This is a genomic window from Pseudonocardia sp. OZ21 (assembly GCF_059359135.1).
The window spans coordinates 90,966-108,744 of sequence record NZ_JCADBN010000011.1; the positions used below are offsets into that span (position 1 = coordinate 90,966).

A 17,779-nucleotide genomic window follows, 5' to 3' on the forward strand; every position below is an offset into this window, starting at 1 on the left:
GGCAGGTGACGACAACCCCCCAGGCAGCATCGGCGGAGCCCGCAGCGGCGCCGCCGGGTCTCCGGGCCCGTGCCGAGGCCGTGCTGGCCACCCTGGCCGGTCCGTCCGCCCGGCTGCGCGACGACCAGTGGACGGCCATCGAGGCGCTGGTCGCGCAGCGCAGGCGCGCGCTGGTGGTGCAGCGCACGGGGTGGGGCAAGTCCGCCGTGTACTTCGTGGCCACCGCGTTGCTGCGGGCCGACGGCGCCGGGCCCACCGTCATCGTCTCGCCGCTGCTGGCGCTGATGCGCAACCAGATCGATGCCGCCGCGCGCGCCGGCATCCACGCCGTCACGGTCAACTCGGCCAACACCGCCGACTGGGAGCGCACCTACGCCGCTGTCGACGCCGGCGAGGTGGACGTCCTGCTGGTGAGTCCCGAACGCCTCAACAACCCCGACTTCCGCGACCGCGTCCTGCCCCGGCTCACCGCGAGCGCCGGGATGCTGGTGGTCGACGAGGCCCACTGCGTGTCCGACTGGGGCCACGACTTCCGGCCCGACTACCGCCGCCTGCGGGCGCTCATCGCCGACCTGCCCGGCGGCATCCCGGTGCTGGCCACCACCGCCACGGCCAACGACCGCGTCGTCGTCGACGTCACCGAGCAGCTGGGCCTCGCCTCGGGCGAGCCCCTGGTCCTGCGCGGCTCGCTCGACCGCGAGAGCCTCCGGCTGTCCGTCGTCACGCTGGCCACGCCCGCCCAGCGGCTGGGCTGGCTCGCCGCGCAGCTCGACGCCCTCCCCGGCGCCGGCATCATCTACACGCTCACGATCGCCGCGGCCGAGGAGATCGCCGAGTTCCTGCGCGAGCGGGGCGTCCCGGTCTCGTCCTACACGGGCAAGACCGATCCGGCGGAGCGGCTGGCGGCCGAGGCCGACCTCCTGGCCAACCGGGTCAAGGCGCTGGTCGCCACGAGCGCGCTGGGGATGGGGTTCGACAAGCCCGACCTCGGGTTTGTGGTGCACCTGGGCGCTCCCGCCTCGCCGGTGGCCTACTACCAGCAGATCGGCCGCGCCGGGCGCGCCGTCGAGCGGGCCGAGGTGGTGCTGCTGCCCGGCCGGGAGGACCGCGACATCTGGGCCTACTTCGCCTCGCTCGCCTTCCCTCCGGAGCCGCTGGTCCGCCAGACGCTGCGGGTGCTCGGCCCCGAACCGCTCTCCACCGCCGCGATCGAGACGCGCGTCGACCTCTCGCGCACCCGGCTGGAGATGCTGCTGAAGGTGCTCGACAGCGACGGTGCCGCCCGGCGCGTCAAGGGCGGGTGGGTCGCCACCGGGCAGGACTGGGTCTACGACGAGGAACGCCACCGCCGCATCGCGGAGGCCCGTCACGCCGAGCAGCAGGCGATGCTGCAGTACCTCGAGACGGCCGAGTGCCGGCTGGTGTTCCTGCGCCGCCAGCTCGACGACCCCGACGCGCAGCCGTGCGGGCGGTGCGACAACTGCGCGGGGCAGGTGTGGACCACCGACGTCGACGCCGGGGTCGCCACGGCGGCCGAGGAGCGGATCACCCGTCCCGGGGTCGAGGTACCGCCCCGCAAGCAGTGGCCGAGCGGCATGGCCGAGCTCGGTGTGCCGGTGTCCGGCCGGATCGCCGCGGGAGAGCTCGCCGACGTCGGGCGGGTGATCGGGCGGTTGTCCGACATCGGATGGGGCACCCGGCTGCGCGAGCTGGTGGCGGGCCCCGATGCCCCGATCCCGGCCGACGTGCTCGACGCGTGCGTCCGGGTGCTGGCCGGCTGGGGCTGGGAGGAGCGCCCCGTCGGTGTGGTCGGCATCGGCTCCCGCACCCGGCCCCACCAGCTCGACCACCTGGCCCGCCGGATCGCCGAGATCGGTCGCCTGCCGTTGCTGGGCACGCTCGTCCCTGCGGGGCCACGCCCCGCGGCGCACGACAACAGCGCCCAGCGCCTCGCGGCGGTGTGGGGAGCGTTCGACCCGCCCACGTTCGCGCCGCCCGGCGGCCCTCTCCTCCTCGTCGACGACCTGATCGACAGCGGGTGGACGGCCACCGTGGCCGCGCGGCTGCTGCGACAGGCCGGGGCCACCGCGGTGCTGCCGTTCGCACTGGCGCTGGCCGGCTGAGCGCGCCTCAGCTCAGCTCGTCACTTCGTCGGCAGCCCTGGCATGTCCAGGAGCAGGCAGCAGTGCTGCTTGCGGACCACGCCCACCCCGGGCGGCAGCGGCTCGGGGAGCGCCCCTGCAGGCACCGCCGCCATCCGCCACTCCGCCGCACCCGGCCGGCCGGCCGTCAGCCACCGTTCGAGCGCGGTGAGCAGCCGTACACCGAGCGCGGGGCCCGCAGCCCCGTACACCCGCACCCCCACGGGCGCGGCCCTGCCGCCCTCGGCACGGCCCGAACCGGCCACCACCATCGCCAGACCCGACGGACGCTCGCCCCGGACCGTGGCCAGCGCGATGGTGCCCCGTCCGGGCCCCAGCGGTAGCAGGTCGTCGGGCAGGCCCGGCTCCGCGTCCGACGCCAGCAGGCGGCACGTCCCGAGCTCGGTGAGGGCCAGCCAGAGACCGAACCCGTCCCACACGTCAGCAGAGCCCAGCCGCACCGGCACCGGGAGCAGCCCGCCCGGGTCGGCGAGGGCCACGGCCACCTCGGCCGCGTCCGGTCCGGGGCCGTCCTCGGCCACCTGCAGCATCAGTCCGAAACCGTCCAGCCGGGACGCGACGTCGGTGCTCGCCCCGAGGCCGCGCAGCCGGATGAACGCACAGCTGCGCACCGAGTCGCTGCGCAGCACCCCGTCGGGGCCGAGGTCGAGAGCCGTGGAGAGCTGGCTGCCGCGCACCGCGAGCGGCAGCAGCAGGCGCCCACCCGGCGCGAGCTGGGCCACCCACTCGGGGCGGATGTCGCTGCTGCCCACGGTCAGCACGACCCGGTCGTAGGGCGCCAGCGGTGGGTACCCGAGCGCGCCGTCCGCCGCCACGAGCGCCACGTCCGTGACCCCGGCATCGGCCAGGTGGACGGCGGCCCTCGCGATGAGGTCCTCGTCGATGTCCACGGCGGTCACCGCGCCGGTCGGGCCGACGATCCGCGTCATCAGCGCCGCGTTGTAGCCGGTGCCCGCCCCTATCTCGAGTACCCGGTGTCCCGGCCGCAGGTCGAGCTGCTCCAGCATGATCGCCATCATCGACGGCTGCGACGCCGAACTGGTGGCCACGCCCTCGGCGAACTGGACCGCGACCGCCTCATCGGCGTAGCTGTCCTCGATCGAGAGCCCGGGCAGGAAGAGGTGGCGCGGCACGGCACAGAACGCGTCCTCCACCGCCGGTGAACGGATTCGCCCGGCGTCACGGAGGGCGTCGACCATCCGGGAGCGGGCTCGATCGGCGGCAACCACCACACCGAGTCTCGTCGCGGCGCCGGGCGGCGACAACCTGGAACGAGCCCGTCACACGCGCGTGGAGGACGGCTCAGGAACCGGAACGGGCGACTCGCGGACGCGAAACGGGCGACTCGCGGGACGGGAACGGGCGACTCGCGCACGCGGAACGGGCGACTCGCGGGGTGGGGGGCGGGGGTCAGGTCAGGGGGACCAGGTCGTCGGCGTGGACGACCTCGCGGCGCTGCTCGGGGGCGAGGTCGCGGGAGCGGCGGCCGATCAGGGCCGGCAGTTCGGTGGCGTCGAAGCCCACCACCCCGCGAGCGACGACGACGCCGTGCGGCCCCACGAGGTCGACCACGTCGCCCGCCACGAAGTCGCCGGAGATGCCGTGGATGCCGGCGGCGAGCAGGGAGCGCCTGCGGCCGATCACCGCGGCCACGGCGCCCGCGTCGAGGTCGAGCGAGCCGCGCACGTCCGCGGCGTGGCGCAGCCAGAACCGGCGGGCCGACATCCGCCGTCCGGAGGGCTGGAAGGCGGTGCCCACCTTGGGACCCACCTCCGACGCGTCGAGTGCGGAGGTGACGTCCTCCGACGCCGCGAGCAGCACCGGGATGCCCGCGGCGGCGGCCATCGCGGCCGCCGTGATCTTGGTGGCCATGCCGCCGCGGCCGAGGCTGCCCTGGCCGGGGCGCGCGATCTGCACGGTTTCCAGGTCGGACGGCGCATCCACCTCGCTGAGCAGCGTCGAGCCGGGCAGGCGCGGGTCACCGTCGTAGAGCCCGTCGACGTCGGACAGCAGCACCAAGCCGTCGGCGCCGATGAGGTGGGCCACGAGAGCGGCCAGCCGGTCGTTGTCGCCGACCCGGATCTCGTCGGTGGCGACGGTGTCGTTCTCGTTCACCACCGGGAGCACCCCGAGGCCGAGCAGGCGTTCGAGCGTGCGCTGGGCGTTGCGGTAGTTGGCCCGGCGGATCATGTCGTCGGCGGTGAGCAGCACCTGCCCGATCGCCTGCTCGTGCCGCGCGAACGATGCGGCATAGGCCTGCGCGAGGAGCAGTTGCCCGACGGCCGCCGCGGCCTGCTGGGTGGCGAGGTCGCGGGGGCGGCGGGACAGCCCGAGCGGGGCCAGCCCGGCCGCGATCGCCCCGGACGACACCAGCACCACCTGGCTGCCCGCCGCGCGGCGGGCAGCGAGCGCGTCGACCAGCGCGTCGAGCCGCAGGGGGTCCAGCCCGCCGTCGAGACTGGTGAGCGAGGACGACCCGACCTTGACGACGATCCGGCGCGCCGCGGCGAGCTGCCCCCTGGCGGTCACGGCCCGGTCCGGGGCCGTTCCCCGGAGCTCACGGACTCGTCCCACACCGCGTCGTCCCAGACCGGCGGGGCCGGCTCGGCGGCCTGCTCCGCCTCGAACAGCTCGGCGTCGGTGCGCGGCTTGCGCCGTTCGATGCGCGCGGCCTTGCGTTCGGCCGCGCCGATGCGGTCGTCCCGCTCCAGGCGCCGGTCGGTGCCACGCCCGGACATCAGCACGGCGACACCCGCGGGGGTGCTCGGCTCCCAGTCGAACGTGACGTCACCGATCGTCACCGGGCAGCCCGGCTTCGCGCCTGCCTTGGCCAGCGCGTCCTCCACGCCGAGCCGGGCGAGCCGGTCGGCCAGGTACCCGACGGCCTCGTCGTTGTCGAACGACGTCTGCCGGATCCACCGCTCGGGACGCGCCCCGAGCACGACGAACCCACCGGGGAGCTCGCGGTCGGCCTCGACCGTGAACCCGGCGTCGTCGACGGCCTGCGGCCGCAGCACGATGCGGGTGGGTTCGAGAATCGGCTGCGCCGCACGGTAGGCCCGTACCTGCTCGGCCATGGCGAACGTCAGCTCGCGCAGCCCGGCCCGGCTCACGGCCGAGATCGCGTAGACCGGCCAGCCGAAGCGCTCGGTGAGCTCGGCGGCGACGATCTCGGACATGTCCTGGGCGTCGGGGACGTCGATCTTGTTCAGGGCGATGAGCCGCGGCCGGTCGGCCAGCTCGCCGCCGAGCGCCGGGGTGTACTGGGCGAGCTCGTCCTCCAGCGCCTGGACGTCGGCGACGGGATCGCGGCCGGGCTCGAACGTGGCGCAGTCGACGACGTGCACGAGCACCGAGCAGCGCTCGATGTGGCGCAGGAAGTCGAGCCCCAGGCCGCGGCCCTCGGACGCCCCCGGGATGAGTCCGGGCACGTCGGCCACGGTGAAGATCTCCTCGCCCGCGGTGACCACCCCGAGCTGCGGCACGAGCGTGGTGAACGGGTAGTCGGCGATCTTCGGGCGCGCCGCGGAGAGCGCGGCGACCAGCGAGGACTTGCCGGCCGAGGGGAACCCGACGAGGCCGACGTCGGCCATCGAGCGCAGCTCAAGCACGAGGTCGCGGCTCTCACCCGGCTCGCCGAGCAGCGCGAACCCCGGCGCCTTGCGGGCAGCGGAGGCGAGCGCGGCGTTGCCCAGCCCGCCACGGCCGCCCTCGGCGGCGACGAAGCGGGTGTCGGTCCCCACGAGGTCGGCGATGATCTCGCCGTTGCCGTCGAAGATCACCGTGCCGTCGGGGACCCGCAGCTCCAGGTCCTCTGCGTTGGCCCCGGCTCGGAACCCGCCCTGGCCCTGCTTCCCGTTGCCGGCCATGGCGTGCGGCCGGTGGTGGAAGTCGAGCAGGGTGTGCACTCCGGGGTCGACGACGAGCACGATCGAGCCGCCCCGCCCGCCGTTGCCGCCGTCAGGGCCGCCGAGCGGCTTGAACTTCTCGCGGTGCACGGAGGCGCAGCCGTTGCCGCCCGCCCCCGCGGTGGCGTGCAGCACCACGCGGTCCACGAACTTCGACATCGACTTCTCCTCATACACGACAACGGCGGGCCACCCCGAGGGCGGCCCGCCGTTGTGCAGAACTGGGTGGTGCCGACCTCAGACGGAGGCCGGAACGATGTTGATGACCTTGCGCCCGCGGGTGTAGCCGAACTCGACAGCTCCGTCGACGAGCGCGAACAGCGTGTCGTCGCCGCCGCGGCCGACGCCCGTGCCCGGGTGGAACTTGGTGCCGCGCTGGCGGACGATGATCTCGCCCGCACCCACGACCTGGCCGCCGAAGCGCTTCACGCCGAGGCGCTGTGCGTTGGAGTCGCGCCCGTTGCGCGAGCTGGACGCACCCTTCTTGTGTGCCATGGCTGCGTCTCCCTACTTCGCGATGCCGGTGACCTGGACCTTCGTCAGGGGCTGACGATGCCCCTGACGCTTGTGGTACCCGGTCTTGTTCTTGAACTTGTGGATGCGGATCTTCGGGCCCTTGGTGTGCTCGACGACCGTGGCGGTGACCGACGCAGCAGCGAGCGCCTCGGCGTCGGTGGTGACGTCGTCGCCGTCCACCAGGAGCAGGGCCGGGAGGGTGACCTCCGCGCCGGGCTCACCCTTGATCTTCTCAACGGTGAGCACGTCGTCGACGGCCACCTTGTACTGCTTACCGCCGGTCTTGACGATCGCGTACATCGACGCACTGCTCCTAGCTCGGGGGACGAAGCACAGAACTCTGTCCTCTTCTGTAGCTCTGCGCGGGCCGCGGCAACCGATGAACAGAGCGCGGCGCAGGGGTCCCAGGGTACGGAAGGGTTTTGGCAAGGGTCAAACCGGGTCTCCCCCGCTGTCGCCGGTGGCCGGAGGCCCGGCCGGACGGGATGCCGCCCGGCGCGTGCGCCGGGGCCGCGTGGCCCCGGTGGGCTCGGGCTGAGGCGGCGCCGCGACGGGTGTGGCGGGCTCGCTCGCCGCTGCCGGTGAGGCCGGCACCGTGACGACGGCCGCCACCGGTGCGTCCCCCGAGGCCGCGGCAGGCGCACCGGCCGTGCGGGTGACGCGGCCGCGCCGCTGGCGGGGCCGGGACTGCCCGTTCGCCTCGGACGCCCCGGTGGAAGGGGCGGCCGCCGCGGAGTCGGCTGCCTCCCCCGACTCGGCGGGAGCCGGCGGCGTGGCCTGCTCCGCGAGCGATCGTTCGACGACGACCTCCTCGACCGCGTCGGCGGCGACGTCGACCGGACCGGCGCTGGGTGAGGTCTCGACCACGCCCCGGCGCACGACCCGGCGGCTGCCGGAGCGGCGACCTGTGGGTGCGGGCGCCTCGACGACCTGCGGATCCTCGACCGCGGGCGCGTCGACCACGGGTGCGTCGGCCGCCTCGGCGACCGGCACGTCGGCCACGACCGGGGCCTCCACCACGACCGAGGGCTCGGCCACCGCGGGCTCGGCCACCGCGGGCTCCTCCGCCACCGGCGCCGGAGCGCCGACGTCGATCGCGGCGTCGGACGTGTCGGGCGTGTCGGGCGCGGACACCGCGTCGACGGTGACGCCGTTGTGCTGGCCGCCCTGGTGGGCGCCGTTCTGCTGGCCACCGCGCTCGTCGCCGTCACCGCGCCGGTTGCGGCCACGCGACCGGCGGCCGGAGACCTCGCGGTCGCGGTCGGCGCCGCGGTCGGAGCGGTCGCTGCGCTCGGTGCGGGCGGAGTCGGCCTTCTCGGTGAGCGGCTCGGTGCTGATGAGCACACCGCGGCCGCGGCAGTGCTCGCACGGCGTGGAGAAGTGCTCCAGCAGTCCGCCGCCGACCCGCTTGCGGGTCATCTGCACGAGGCCGAGCGAGGTGACCTCGGCCACCTGGTGGCGGGTGCGGTCGCGGGCCAGGCACTCGGTGAGCCGCCGCAGCACCAGGTCGCGGTTGGCCTCGAGCACCATGTCGATGAAGTCGATGACGATGATGCCGCCGATGTCACGCAGCCGCAGCTGGCGGACGACCTCCTCGGACGCCTCCAGGTTGTTGCGGGTGACGGTCTCCTCGAGGTTGCCGCCGGAGCCGGTGAACTTGCCGGTGTTGACGTCGATGACCGTCATCGCCTCGGTGCGGTCGATCACCAGCGTGCCGCCCGACGGCAGCCAGACCTTGCGGTCGAGCGCCTTGAGCAGCTGCTCGTCGATGCGGTACTCCTCGAAGACGTCGGACGGGCCGACGTGGCGGTGCAGGCGGTCGGCGAGCTCGGGTGCGACGTGCCCGACGTAGTTCTGGAGCGTGTCCCACGCGTCGTCGCCCTCGACGATGAGCCGGGAGAAGTCCTCGTTGAACTGGTCGCGCACGACCTTGAGGAGCAGGTCGGGCTCCTCGTAGAGCAGCACCGGCGCCTTGGGCTTGTTGGGGCCGGTCTGCTCGGCCCTGGTCTTCACGACCTCCCACTGCGCCTGCAGGCGGCGGACGTCACGCTCCAGCGCGTCGTGGCTGACGCCTTCGGACGCCGTGCGGATGATCACGCCGGCCTCGCTGGGGACGATCTCCTTGAGCATGTCCTTGAGCCGCTTGCGCTCCACGTCGGGCAGCTTGCGGCTGATGCCGGCGGCGCCACCGGACGGCACGTAGACGAGGAAGCGGCCGGCCAGGCTGATCTGCGTGGTGAGCCGGGCGCCCTTGTGGCCGATCGGGTCCTTGGTGACCTGCACGAGCACGCTGTCGCCGCTGGAGAGCGCCTGCTCGATCCGGCGGGCCTTGCCCCCGAGACCGGCGGCGTCCCAGTCGACCTCGCCTGCGTACAGCACGGCGTTGCGACCGCGACCGATGTCGACGAACGCGGCTTCCATGCTCGGCAGCACGTTCTGGACGCGCCCGAGGTAGATGTTGCCGACCATCGACGGGCCGGTGCCGCCCTGGTCGGTGACGAAGTGCTCGACGAGGATGTCGTCCTCGAGCACCGCGATCTCGACGCGGTTGCTGTGCTCCCGCACCACCATGGCCCGGTCGACGGACTCGCGGCGGGCCAGGAACTCGGCCTCCGACAGGATCGGGACGCGGCGGCGCCCCGCGTCGCGGCCGTCGCGACGGCGCTGGCGCTTGGCCTCGAGACGGGTCGAACCGCGCACGCTCTGCACGCCGTCGCCGTCGCTGTCGTCGGTGCGCTGCTCGCGCGGCTGCCGCACCCGGACGACGGTGTTGGGCGCGTCGGGCTCGTCGGGCGTGTCGGCGCTGTCGTCGCCCGCCCCACGGCGGCGACGGCGACGGCGGCGACGGCGCGAGCCGCCTGCCTCGTCATCGCCCTCACGGTCGCCGTCGTCGTCCTGCTCGGCGCTCGGCTCGTCGGAGGCAGCGGCCTCGTCGGCCTCGGCCCCGGCGGCGTCGGCGCCGGCCGGCTCGTCGGAGTCGTCGGAGTCGTCGCCGCTCTCGTCGTCGAAGCCGTCGCTGCCACGTCCGCGACCCCGGCCACGACGGCCACGGCGCCTGCGCCTGCGGGCCCCGTCGTCGTCGGAGTCGTCAGCGTCGGCGGCGGGCGGCGCGGCCTGCTCATCGGCGGTGTCGGTGTCGGTGTCGGCGGCCGGCGCCGTGTCGGTGTCCGGGCCGGCAGGAGCCTCCGGCTCGACGTCGACGGCCGCGGGTGCGGCCTCGGCGTCGGCCGACCGGCGGCGGGTGCGCGCGGGGCGCGTCGGCGGCTGGAACAGCGGTGTGGGGGGCGCGAACACCGGCGCGAGCGGAGCGGCGACCTCCGCCGCGGCGGCGGCCACGGGTGGCTCCTCCACGACGGGCTCGACGGCACCGGCCGCCGGCTCGGCGGAGCCGGGCACCAGTGCGGTGACGACCTGCTCGGCCGACTTGCGGTCGATGCTGGACTGCGCGCTGCGCACCTCGACGCCCAGGTCGGTGAGTGCGGCCATGACCTCGCGGCTGGTGCGTCCGAGCAACTTGGCCAGTGCGTGCACCCGCATCCGCTCGGGCAGTTCGTCCAGGCCGGGTACGGTGACCGGCCCGCCGGCGCTACCGGCAGGCGAATCGATATTCGACATTCAGCTCCTCCGCCCCCGGGCGCCTCCGTGTGGAGGCCGCCGCGCGGGGACACGTGCAGTTCTGTTCTCGCCGCGCGGTGCGCGACGAGCAATCCTCTGGTCTCGCTCCGCCCCGGAGGGCGGTCTGTGCTCGACGACGTGCCGTGACCGGCAGTAGCGCCGGTGCTCCGAGAGCCGACCCGCCGGTTCAGGCGCGGGTTGTGACCCGGTCGGAACCGAGTGGGTCGGCCAAGTCGCCTCGATGGTCGAGCAGTCCCTGCGCCATCCGGGTCGCCTTCGCGGGCACCGGCGGCCTGAGGCCTGCGACAACGTCGAGTGCACCCAACACGTCATCGGGTCGAACAGCGGGTGTCGTCTGCCGTACGACCGCCGTCATTATCGCACAGTTTGGCGTCCGATCGGTGGGAGTCGCCGGTGACCCACCCGACGGAACCGATGCGGCAGTGTGGTCGATCACCACGTCGGCCCGCACCAGCGCCGCCCTGACGTCGATCTGCCGCCGCCCGGACGGCGTGACGCGTTCCACGACCACGGAGGTCTCCGCCAGCAGCGCCGCGAGCGCCTCCCGCAGTGCGTCGGGTCCGACGCCGGGCAGTTCGATCAGCCAGTTGCTGCCGTCGATCCGGTCGGCCAGCGACGCTCCGTCGGCCACCGCCGCGTCGAGCACGTCGAGCCCGTCGGGCAGGGCCGCGTCGAGCGCGGCCACCAGCGCGGCCGGCTCGACCGGGCTGGTCAGCCCGATCTCCAGGTACTCCGCCTCGCTCGCCGAGCCGGTGGGTGCCGCGCCGATCCAGGACAGCCGCGGATGCGGGCTGAAGCCGTGGGAGTGCGCCACCGGGACCCCGGCCCGCCGCACGGCCCGTTCGAAGCTGCGTGCCACGTCACGGTGTGAGAGGAAGCGCAGCCTGCCCCTTTTGGCGAAGCGCATGCGGATGCGCTGCACGGTGGGCGGGGCGGGGTTAGCCGCCTCCCCGGGACGCACACGGGCCATGCGGGCAGCCTACGAGCACCGGACCGCCGGTCACTCCGCGGGCGGCCGGTTGGCCCGCACCGGGAACTCGCCGGTGTGGCCCATCCGTTCGGCGGCAGCGGACTGCACTCTCGTCCGCACGGCGAACCAGCCACCCACCAGTGCCGGGACGATGATCACGAGCGAGCCGACGGTGAACGTCCCCACCGGGTAGTCGAGCGCCATCAGCACCAGCACGCCGACGAGGAACACCAGGGTGACGTAACCGGTGTAGGGCGACCCAGGCAGCCGGAACGAGGGCCGCCGCACGACCCCCGCCTTCGACCAGGCCACGAGCCGGAGCTGGCAGGCCACGATCATCCCCCAGCTCGAGAGGATGCCCAGCGCCGCGACGTTCAGCACGATCTCGAACGCCTGCTCGGGCACCACCGCGTTCAGCGCGACGCCGAGCAGCGTGATCACGGCGGTGAGCGCGATGCCGCCGAAGGGCACGCCGCCGCCGGACATCCGGGCGGTGAACCGGGGCGCGGAGCCGTTCATCGCCATCGACCGCAGGATCCGGCCGGTGGAGTACAGGCCGGCGTTGAGACTGGAGAGCGCGGCGGTGAGCACCACCAGGTTCATCAAAGTGCCGGCGCCCGGCACCCCGATGGCCGCGAAGAACGTGACGAACGGGCTGGTGCCTGCCGCGTAGGAGGTGAAGGGCAGCAGCAGCGACAGCAGCAGCACCGAACCGACGTAGAACACCGCGATGCGCAGCACCACCGAGTTGATCGCCCTCGGCATGACCTTCTCGGGGTCCGCGGTCTCCCCTGCCGCCGTACCGACGAGCTCCATCGCGGCGTAGGCGAAGACCACACCCTGGGTGATCACGATCGCCGGCAGCAGCCCGTTGGGGATGAGGCCGCCGTGGTCGCTGATCACCCCGATGCCGGTCGCCGCGCCCTGGATGGGGAACCGGCCCACCAGGAAGACGGTGCCGACCACCAGGAACGCGATCAGCGCGACCACCTTGACCAGCGCGAACCAGAACTCCAGCTCGCCGAAGACCTTCACCGACACGAGGTTGACGCCCAGCACCACGACCAGCGCGACGAGCGCGATCAGCCACTGCGGCACCGCGCTGAACATCCCCCAGTAATGCACGTACAGCGCGACCGCCGTGACGTCCACGATCGAGGTCATCGCCCAGTTCAGGAAGTACATCCAGCCCGCGGCGAACGCGGCCTTCTCGCCGAAGAACTCCCGCGCGTACGACACGAACGAGCCCGACGACGGACGGTGGAGCACCAGCTCGCCGAGCGCCCGGAGGATGAGGAACGCGAACAGGCCGCACACGGCGTAGACGATGGCCAGCACCGGGCCCGCCTCGCGGAGCCGCTCACCCGCCCCGAGGAACAGGCCGGTGCCGATGGCCCCGCCGATCGCGATCATCTGGAGCTGCCGGGGTTTGAGGCCCTTCTGGTAGCCCTCCTCCTCGTGGTGGAAGCTCGGGCGCGCCTCGACCGCCGTCTTCCCGCTGCTGCCGCCACCGGGGTTGCTGCCCGCAGCGACCTCTGATCCCGTCATCCGTCCCCCCGATCGGTTCGATCGGCGAATTGGACCCCGTCGACGGCACGGCCGCACGGCGGAAGCGATCTTGGTCGGGACGAAGGTGACGGGGCGGATCACCAGGGCACAGAACGCCCATGACCAGCGCCGCGCGCACGCCCGGCGGTCGACGGGGTCCGCGCGGCGACGGGGTCAGAGCACGTCCTCCAGGTGGATCGGCAGGCGACGGAACCGGCGTCCCGTCGCGTGGTGGACCGCGTTGGCGACGGCACCGGCGACACCGACCATGGACACCTCGCCGAGACCCTTGACCCCGAGGCTGTTGAGCATCGGGTCGGGCGTGTCGATGAAGTCCACGTCGATCTCGCCGATGTCGGCGTTCACGGCGATCGGGTACTCCTCGAGCGAGGCGTTGAGGAAGCCGCCGAAGCGCGGATCGACCTCGCTGCTCTCCCGCAGGGCGGCGCTGATGCCCCAGATCACACCGCCGCGGAGCTGGCTGGCCGCGGTGGTGGGGCTCGCGACGCGGCCGCAGTCGGCAACGCTGACCACCCGGGGAATCCGGATCCGGTGGATGGTCGGTTCGATGCGGACCTCGACGAAGTGCGCCACCCAGCTGAACGTGACGAAGCCGGGGTGCTCGGGCCCGCCCGGGGCCGGCAGGCCGGCCCGTAGCCGGTCGATGACCTGTGGCGGCTGGCCGGGCGCGGTGTAGACGGCCTCGACCTCCACGGAGTCACGTCCGGTCGCGGCCACAGCCGCGGCCACGTCGACCGGACCCTGCGCCGGAGCCTTCAGGGCGGTGCGAAGCTCCGCGAGCGCGAGCGCGATCGCCGGCAGCGCCCCCGCGGTACCCCACGACCCCGCGGTCAGGTGGTGCGGGAGGGCGCGGGTGTCGCCGACGGCGGGGGTGACGTCGCCGGTCGGGATACCGAGGTCGGCAGCGACGGTCCGGACCATCGCGGTGCGCAGGCCCTGGCCCATCTCGTGCGCGCCGACCTCCACCCGCACCGCGCCGCTCGGCTCGGCGCACACCCTGGCGGCCGTCGGTGCGGCCATGCCCGGGTAGCACCCCACCGCGACGCCCCAGCCGACCCGGCTGCCGTCGTCGGCACGCATCGAGCCCGGTTCCGGCGTGCGACGGGCCCAGCCGAAGCGCTCGGCGCCGCGGCGCAGGCACTCGGCGAGGTGACGGGAGGAGAACGGCTCGCCGCTGATGGGGTCGGTGTCGGTGTCGTTGGCCAACCGAAGCTGCACCGGGTCCTGCCCGAGCGCGGCGGCGAGCTCGTCCACCGCGGACTCGAACGCGAACGCGGCCGCGTGCTCGTACGGCGCCCGCATGTAGCCGGGCGTCTGGACGTCGGTGCGCACCAGGCGCTGGAGACCGCGGTAGTTCGGGATGCCGTAGAGCCGGGAGGTGATCTCCGTGTGGGTCCCGGGGAACAGGTCGTGGCGCGAGGTCTGCTGGTCCACCTCGTGCACCGCCGCGAGCATCCGGCCGGTCCCGTCGGCGGCGAGCCGGACGTGCTGGCGGGTGGCGGGCCGGAAGCTGCTGTCGTGGAACACCTGCGTGCGCGGCACCACCAGCTTCACGGGACGTCCCACCCGGCGGGCCGCGATCGCCACCAGCGCGGTCTGGGGCTGCAGCGAGTTCTTCTGCCCGAACCCGCCGCCCACCGAGGGGGAGATCACCTCCACCCGGTCGGCGTCGATCCCGAGCTGCCTGGCCACCCCGTGCTGCACCGCGCCCGCGTTCTGCGTGCCCTCGTGCACCGTGAGGATGTCGGCGCCCCCGTCGCCCGCACTGCGCCACTCGGCCACCGTCCCGATCAGCTCCATCGGGTTCTGGTGCTGAGCCGCGTGGTCGTACACGGCGTCGACCACCACGGCGCCGGGCCGGGTGGCGGCCTCGGCGAGCACACCGTCGGCGTCACCGGCCACGACGTCGGCGAACATCGGCAACGGGATCGCCTCGGACTGCACGAGGGTCTCGGCGCCGGGTGCGTCGAGTGTGAAGGCGCCGGGCTCGCTCTCGTACTCGGCCCGCACCAGCGCCACGGCCTCGATGGCGACGTGCAGGGTGTCGGCGACGACGAGCGCGATGGGCTGGCCGCGATAGGCGATGTGGTCGCCCGTCAGCGGCTGGAAGCTCTGGAAGCCGTACCCACCGCCCAGCAGGAACCCTCCCGAGGTCAGTTCGTCGGCGTCGGCGTGGGTGAGCACCAGGTGCACCCCGGGCAGCGCCGCTGCCGCCTCGGTGTCGAGATGGACGAGCCGGCCCTTCGCCACGGTCGCCACCGCGAGCGCCGCGTGCAGCATTCCCGGCGGCACCCGGTCCGTGCCGTACCGGAGGGTGCCGGTGACCTTGTCGCGGGCGTCCACCCGCACGGTGCTCGGCGGGGCGGTCTCGGTACTCACTGCGCTGCTCGCTCTCCGGCGATGCGCAACGCGTCGGTGACGGTGCGGACGGCCAGCTCGATCTTGAACCCGTTGTGCCGGCCGGGCCGGGCACCGACCAGTGCGGCCTCACCGGCCTGGCGGGCGGTGTCGACGGTCAGCGGCGCCCCCACGAGCGTCCGTTCGGCGGCGGCGGCCCGCCAGGGCCGGGTGACCACCCCGCCCAGCGCGATCCGGGCGTCGGTGACCACGCCGTCCGCGTCCAGGGCGACCGCAGTGGCTGCGGAGGCCAGCGCGAACGCGTAGGACTCCCGGTCCCGGATCTTGTGGTAGGTCGACCCGCGTGCGGTACGGGTGGTGGGCACCCGGATCCGCAGGATCAGCTCCCCGGCCGCGAGGGTGGTCTCCCGCTCCGGGTGCGCGCCCGGCTCGTGGTGCAGATCGGCCAGCGCCACCGTGCGGGCGCCGTCCGGACCGAGCACGTCGACGAGGGCGTCGAGGGCGATGAGCGCGATCGCCCAGTCGCCGGCGTAGGTGGCGATGCAGCTGTCGCTGGTGCCCAGCACGGCATGCGCGCGGTCGATGCCCTCCAGCGCGGAGCAACCGCTGCCGGGCTCACGCTTGTTGCAGGCGAAGGGCGCGCCGCCGCGGAAGTAGCTGCACCGGGTGCGCTGCAGCAGGTTGCCGCCGACGGTGGCCATCGTGCGCAGCTGCTGGGACGCCGCCTTGGCCAGCGACTCCGCCAGCATCGGGTAGTCACGCAGCAGCACCGGGTCCTCGGCGACGTCGGCCATCCGGGCGCCGGCGCCGAACACCAGCTCGTCCGGGCCGGACGTGTCGACCACGGCCAGCTCGGGCAGCCGGTGCACGTCCACCACCGCGGGGGGCGCCTCGACGCCCAGCTTCATGAGGTCGTACAGCGTGGTGCCGCCCGCGAGGAACCGAGCGTCGGGCCCGGCCGACACCAGGGCGTCGAGCGCCTCGGGCACGCTCGTCGGGGCCGCATAGGCGAAGGGACGCACCGCTCAGCCCTCCGTCCGGTCGGCGGCGGCGCGGACCGCGGCGACGATGCCCGGGTAGGCGCCGCACCGGCAGAGGTTCCCGCTCAGGTACTCCCGCGCCTGCCCGTCGTCACCGGCGTGGCCCTCCGTGATGCACGCGATCCCCGACATCACCTGCCCCGGGGTGCAGTAGCCGCACTGCAGCGCGTCGTGGTCCACGAACGCCTGCTGCACCGGGTGCAGCTCCCCGCCGGGACCGGCAACGCCCTCGATCGTCGTCACGGACGCCCCCTGCGCCTGCACAGCAGGGGTCAGGCAGGACACCACGCGCCGCCCGTCCAGGTGCACCGTGCACGCGCCGCAGTGGCCGTGATCGCAGCCCTTCTTCGTGCCTGTCAGCTCGAGCCGCTCGCGCAGCACGTCGAGCAGCGACTCGCGCGGGTCGAGGTCCAGCTCCACGTCCTCATCGTTGACCCGGAAGCCGGCATGGACCGTGGTCCTGAATGGTGGGGACGGCGCGGTCGTACGCGCCGTCTCGTCGGTTCGTACCGGTGTGGCCATGGTGCGGAACTGTAAAGAGACCGAACCACAGATCGCATCTGCCAGATTGCTTATAGCCGCCGAAGAATTGCGGCCCGCTAGGAGGGTTCAGCGCTCCTAGGAGCGCCGCTCCCGCCGATACGCCGACGGAGAGATCGTCATCTCACGGGCGAACGTCGAGGAGAGATGGGCCGGGCTGCTGAATCCGCAGAGGTGCGCGATCTCGCTCACCGGCAGGTCTCCGCTCTCCAGATGGCGCCGGGCGGCCGCCACGCGGAGCGTGGTCAGATGACGGTGCGGGGTGCGCCCGATGGCCGCCTTGAACACCCGCAGGAAATGGAAGGAACTCAAGCCCGCGGCCCGGGAGATTTCCGCAAGGCTGAGCGGTTGGTCGAGATTCTCCTGCATGAACTGCAGCGCCCGGCGGACACGCGCGTCCTCCGGCCGAGGCACCGGCCGCAGGAACCTGCCGGTGTGACGCACGAGGAGATGCACGGCGAGGAACTCGGCAGCGGACTCCGCATAGAGGTCCGGCGCGCCCGTTGCGGCCGCGTCCGCGAGTCCGAGCATCACCTGCTCCAGCAGCGGGTCGGTCACCGCCAGAGCGTCGGCCTCCGGCAACTCCCCGCCCCATATCTCGGCGGCGGCGCGACGCAGCGTGCTGCCCGGCAGGTGGACGTGCAGCCTGCCGATCGGTTCGGGCGACGTGCTGCGCCACCGCAGCCGGGTGGGCCGCCCCGGCGCGGTCATCCCGATGCTCCCCGGCAGGTAGCCGGCGCCGCGCCAGCGGCCGTCGACGCAGGACTCGATCTTCGCGCGCCCTGACGTGACCAGAACGACCTGCTGGGCGTCGCTCGGCGGGATCGTGACGTCCTCGACCTCCGGAGCGTCGTCGAAGCGGCGTACCAGCAGGGAGCGCCAGCCTGCCTCGTGCCAGCTGGAGAACACCTGACGGGAGTAACCGGACTGGTCCACCTCGAGCGCCTCGAACCCGGCCACCACCTCCCGCTGCGGCGCACCGAGCAGGGTGGGTGGAGCGGGGTCCGTGGCCTCCCCGGAACGCTCGCGGGCCATGCCTCAAACCTACGCCGACGGCGGCGCGGCCCCGGTCGAGGACGC

At 73.7% G+C, this 17,779-nt stretch carries 13 protein-coding genes; 1 reads left to right on the forward strand and 12 read right to left on the reverse strand.

Annotation, left to right across the window (positions count from 1 at the left end):
- The first annotated feature begins 5 nt into the window (after positions 1–5).
- Entirely contained in the window at positions 6–2,123 is a 2,118-nt protein-coding gene (locus tag AC5L35_RS24280; RefSeq protein WP_495061990.1) for a RecQ family ATP-dependent DNA helicase, read from the forward strand.
- A gap of 20 nt (positions 2,124–2,143) precedes the next feature.
- On the opposite strand, the gene AC5L35_RS24285 is transcribed toward AC5L35_RS24280, so the two are convergent.
- The 12 genes from AC5L35_RS24285 to AC5L35_RS24340 all read right to left on the reverse strand — a co-directional run bounded on the left by AC5L35_RS24285 (position 2,144) and on the right by AC5L35_RS24340 (position 17,734).
- Positions 2,144–3,391, reverse strand: a complete 1,248-nt coding sequence (locus AC5L35_RS24285; RefSeq protein WP_495061991.1) for a methyltransferase domain-containing protein — start codon at positions 3,389–3,391, stop codon at positions 2,144–2,146.
- Positions 3,392–3,572: 181 nt separating this feature from the next.
- Positions 3,573–4,691 (reverse strand): glutamate 5-kinase, encoded by a 1,119-nt coding sequence (gene proB / locus AC5L35_RS24290; protein WP_495061992.1) that lies wholly within the window; start codon positions 4,689–4,691, stop codon positions 3,573–3,575.
- Entirely contained in the window at positions 4,688–6,229 is a 1,542-nt protein-coding gene (gene obgE / locus AC5L35_RS24295; RefSeq protein WP_495061993.1) for a GTPase ObgE, read from the reverse strand. The genes proB and obgE overlap by 4 nt, the downstream gene beginning before the upstream one ends.
- Positions 6,230–6,307: 78 nt before the next feature.
- Positions 6,308–6,565 carry a 50S ribosomal protein L27 gene (rpmA, locus tag AC5L35_RS24300; RefSeq protein ID WP_495061994.1) on the reverse strand — a complete coding sequence of 86 codons (258 nt, stop codon included), beginning with the start codon at positions 6,563–6,565 and terminating at the stop codon, positions 6,308–6,310.
- Between the two features lie 12 nt (positions 6,566–6,577).
- The gene (gene rplU, locus AC5L35_RS24305) at positions 6,578–6,886 is read right to left on the reverse strand and encodes a 50S ribosomal protein L21 (protein WP_169397180.1); all 309 of its coding nucleotides are present in this window, start codon (positions 6,884–6,886) and stop codon (positions 6,578–6,580) included.
- Between the two features lie 132 nt (positions 6,887–7,018).
- Positions 7,019–10,201 (reverse strand): translation initiation factor IF-2 N-terminal domain-containing protein, encoded by a 3,183-nt coding sequence (locus tag AC5L35_RS24310; RefSeq protein WP_495061995.1) that lies wholly within the window; start codon positions 10,199–10,201, stop codon positions 7,019–7,021.
- 187 nt (positions 10,202–10,388) lie between these two features.
- On the reverse strand, positions 10,389–11,192 hold the full coding sequence (locus AC5L35_RS24315) for a TIGR03936 family radical SAM-associated protein (RefSeq protein WP_495061996.1): 804 nt from the start codon (positions 11,190–11,192) through the stop codon (positions 10,389–10,391).
- 30 nt (positions 11,193–11,222) lie between these two features.
- Positions 11,223–12,740 (reverse strand): amino acid permease, encoded by a 1,518-nt coding sequence (locus tag AC5L35_RS24320; protein ID WP_495061997.1) that lies wholly within the window; start codon positions 12,738–12,740, stop codon positions 11,223–11,225.
- A 174-nt stretch (positions 12,741–12,914) separates the two neighbouring features.
- Complete coding sequence (locus tag AC5L35_RS24325; RefSeq protein ID WP_495061998.1) at positions 12,915–15,140, reverse strand: xanthine dehydrogenase family protein molybdopterin-binding subunit; 2,226 nt, start codon at positions 15,138–15,140, stop codon at positions 12,915–12,917.
- Complete coding sequence (locus AC5L35_RS24330) at positions 15,137–16,141, reverse strand: FAD binding domain-containing protein (RefSeq protein ID WP_495061999.1); 1,005 nt, start codon at positions 16,139–16,141, stop codon at positions 15,137–15,139. The genes AC5L35_RS24325 and AC5L35_RS24330 overlap by 4 nt, the downstream gene beginning before the upstream one ends.
- Positions 16,142–16,144: 3 nt before the next feature.
- A complete protein-coding gene (locus AC5L35_RS24335; protein WP_495062000.1) occupies positions 16,145–16,681 on the reverse strand; it encodes a (2Fe-2S)-binding protein in 537 nt (178 codons plus the stop codon).
- 96 nt (positions 16,682–16,777) lie between these two features.
- Entirely contained in the window at positions 16,778–17,734 is a 957-nt protein-coding gene (locus AC5L35_RS24340) for an AraC family transcriptional regulator (RefSeq protein ID WP_495062001.1), read from the reverse strand.
- Positions 17,735–17,779 lie beyond the last annotated feature (45 nt).

Excerpts from the sequence above, each read along its gene's own strand:
- obgE (WP_495061993.1), bottom strand. The coding sequence starts at position 6,229 with ATGTCGAAGTTCGTGGACCGCGTGGTGCTGCACGCCACCGCGGGGGCG.
- rpmA (WP_495061994.1), bottom strand. The coding sequence starts at position 6,565 with ATGGCACACAAGAAGGGTGCGTCCAGCTCGCGCAACGGGCGCGACTCC.
- rplU (WP_169397180.1), bottom strand. The coding sequence starts at position 6,886 with ATGTACGCGATCGTCAAGACCGGCGGTAAGCAGTACAAGGTGGCCGTC.
- AC5L35_RS24310 (WP_495061995.1), bottom strand. The coding sequence starts at position 10,201 with ATGTCGAATATCGATTCGCCTGCCGGTAGCGCCGGCGGGCCGGTCACC.
- AC5L35_RS24315 (WP_495061996.1), bottom strand. The coding sequence starts at position 11,192 with ATGGCCCGTGTGCGTCCCGGGGAGGCGGCTAACCCCGCCCCGCCCACC.
- AC5L35_RS24320 (WP_495061997.1), bottom strand. The coding sequence starts at position 12,740 with ATGACGGGATCAGAGGTCGCTGCGGGCAGCAACCCCGGTGGCGGCAGC.
- AC5L35_RS24335 (WP_495062000.1), bottom strand. The coding sequence starts at position 16,681 with ATGGCCACACCGGTACGAACCGACGAGACGGCGCGTACGACCGCGCCG.
- AC5L35_RS24340 (WP_495062001.1), bottom strand. The coding sequence starts at position 17,734 with ATGGCCCGCGAGCGTTCCGGGGAGGCCACGGACCCCGCTCCACCCACC.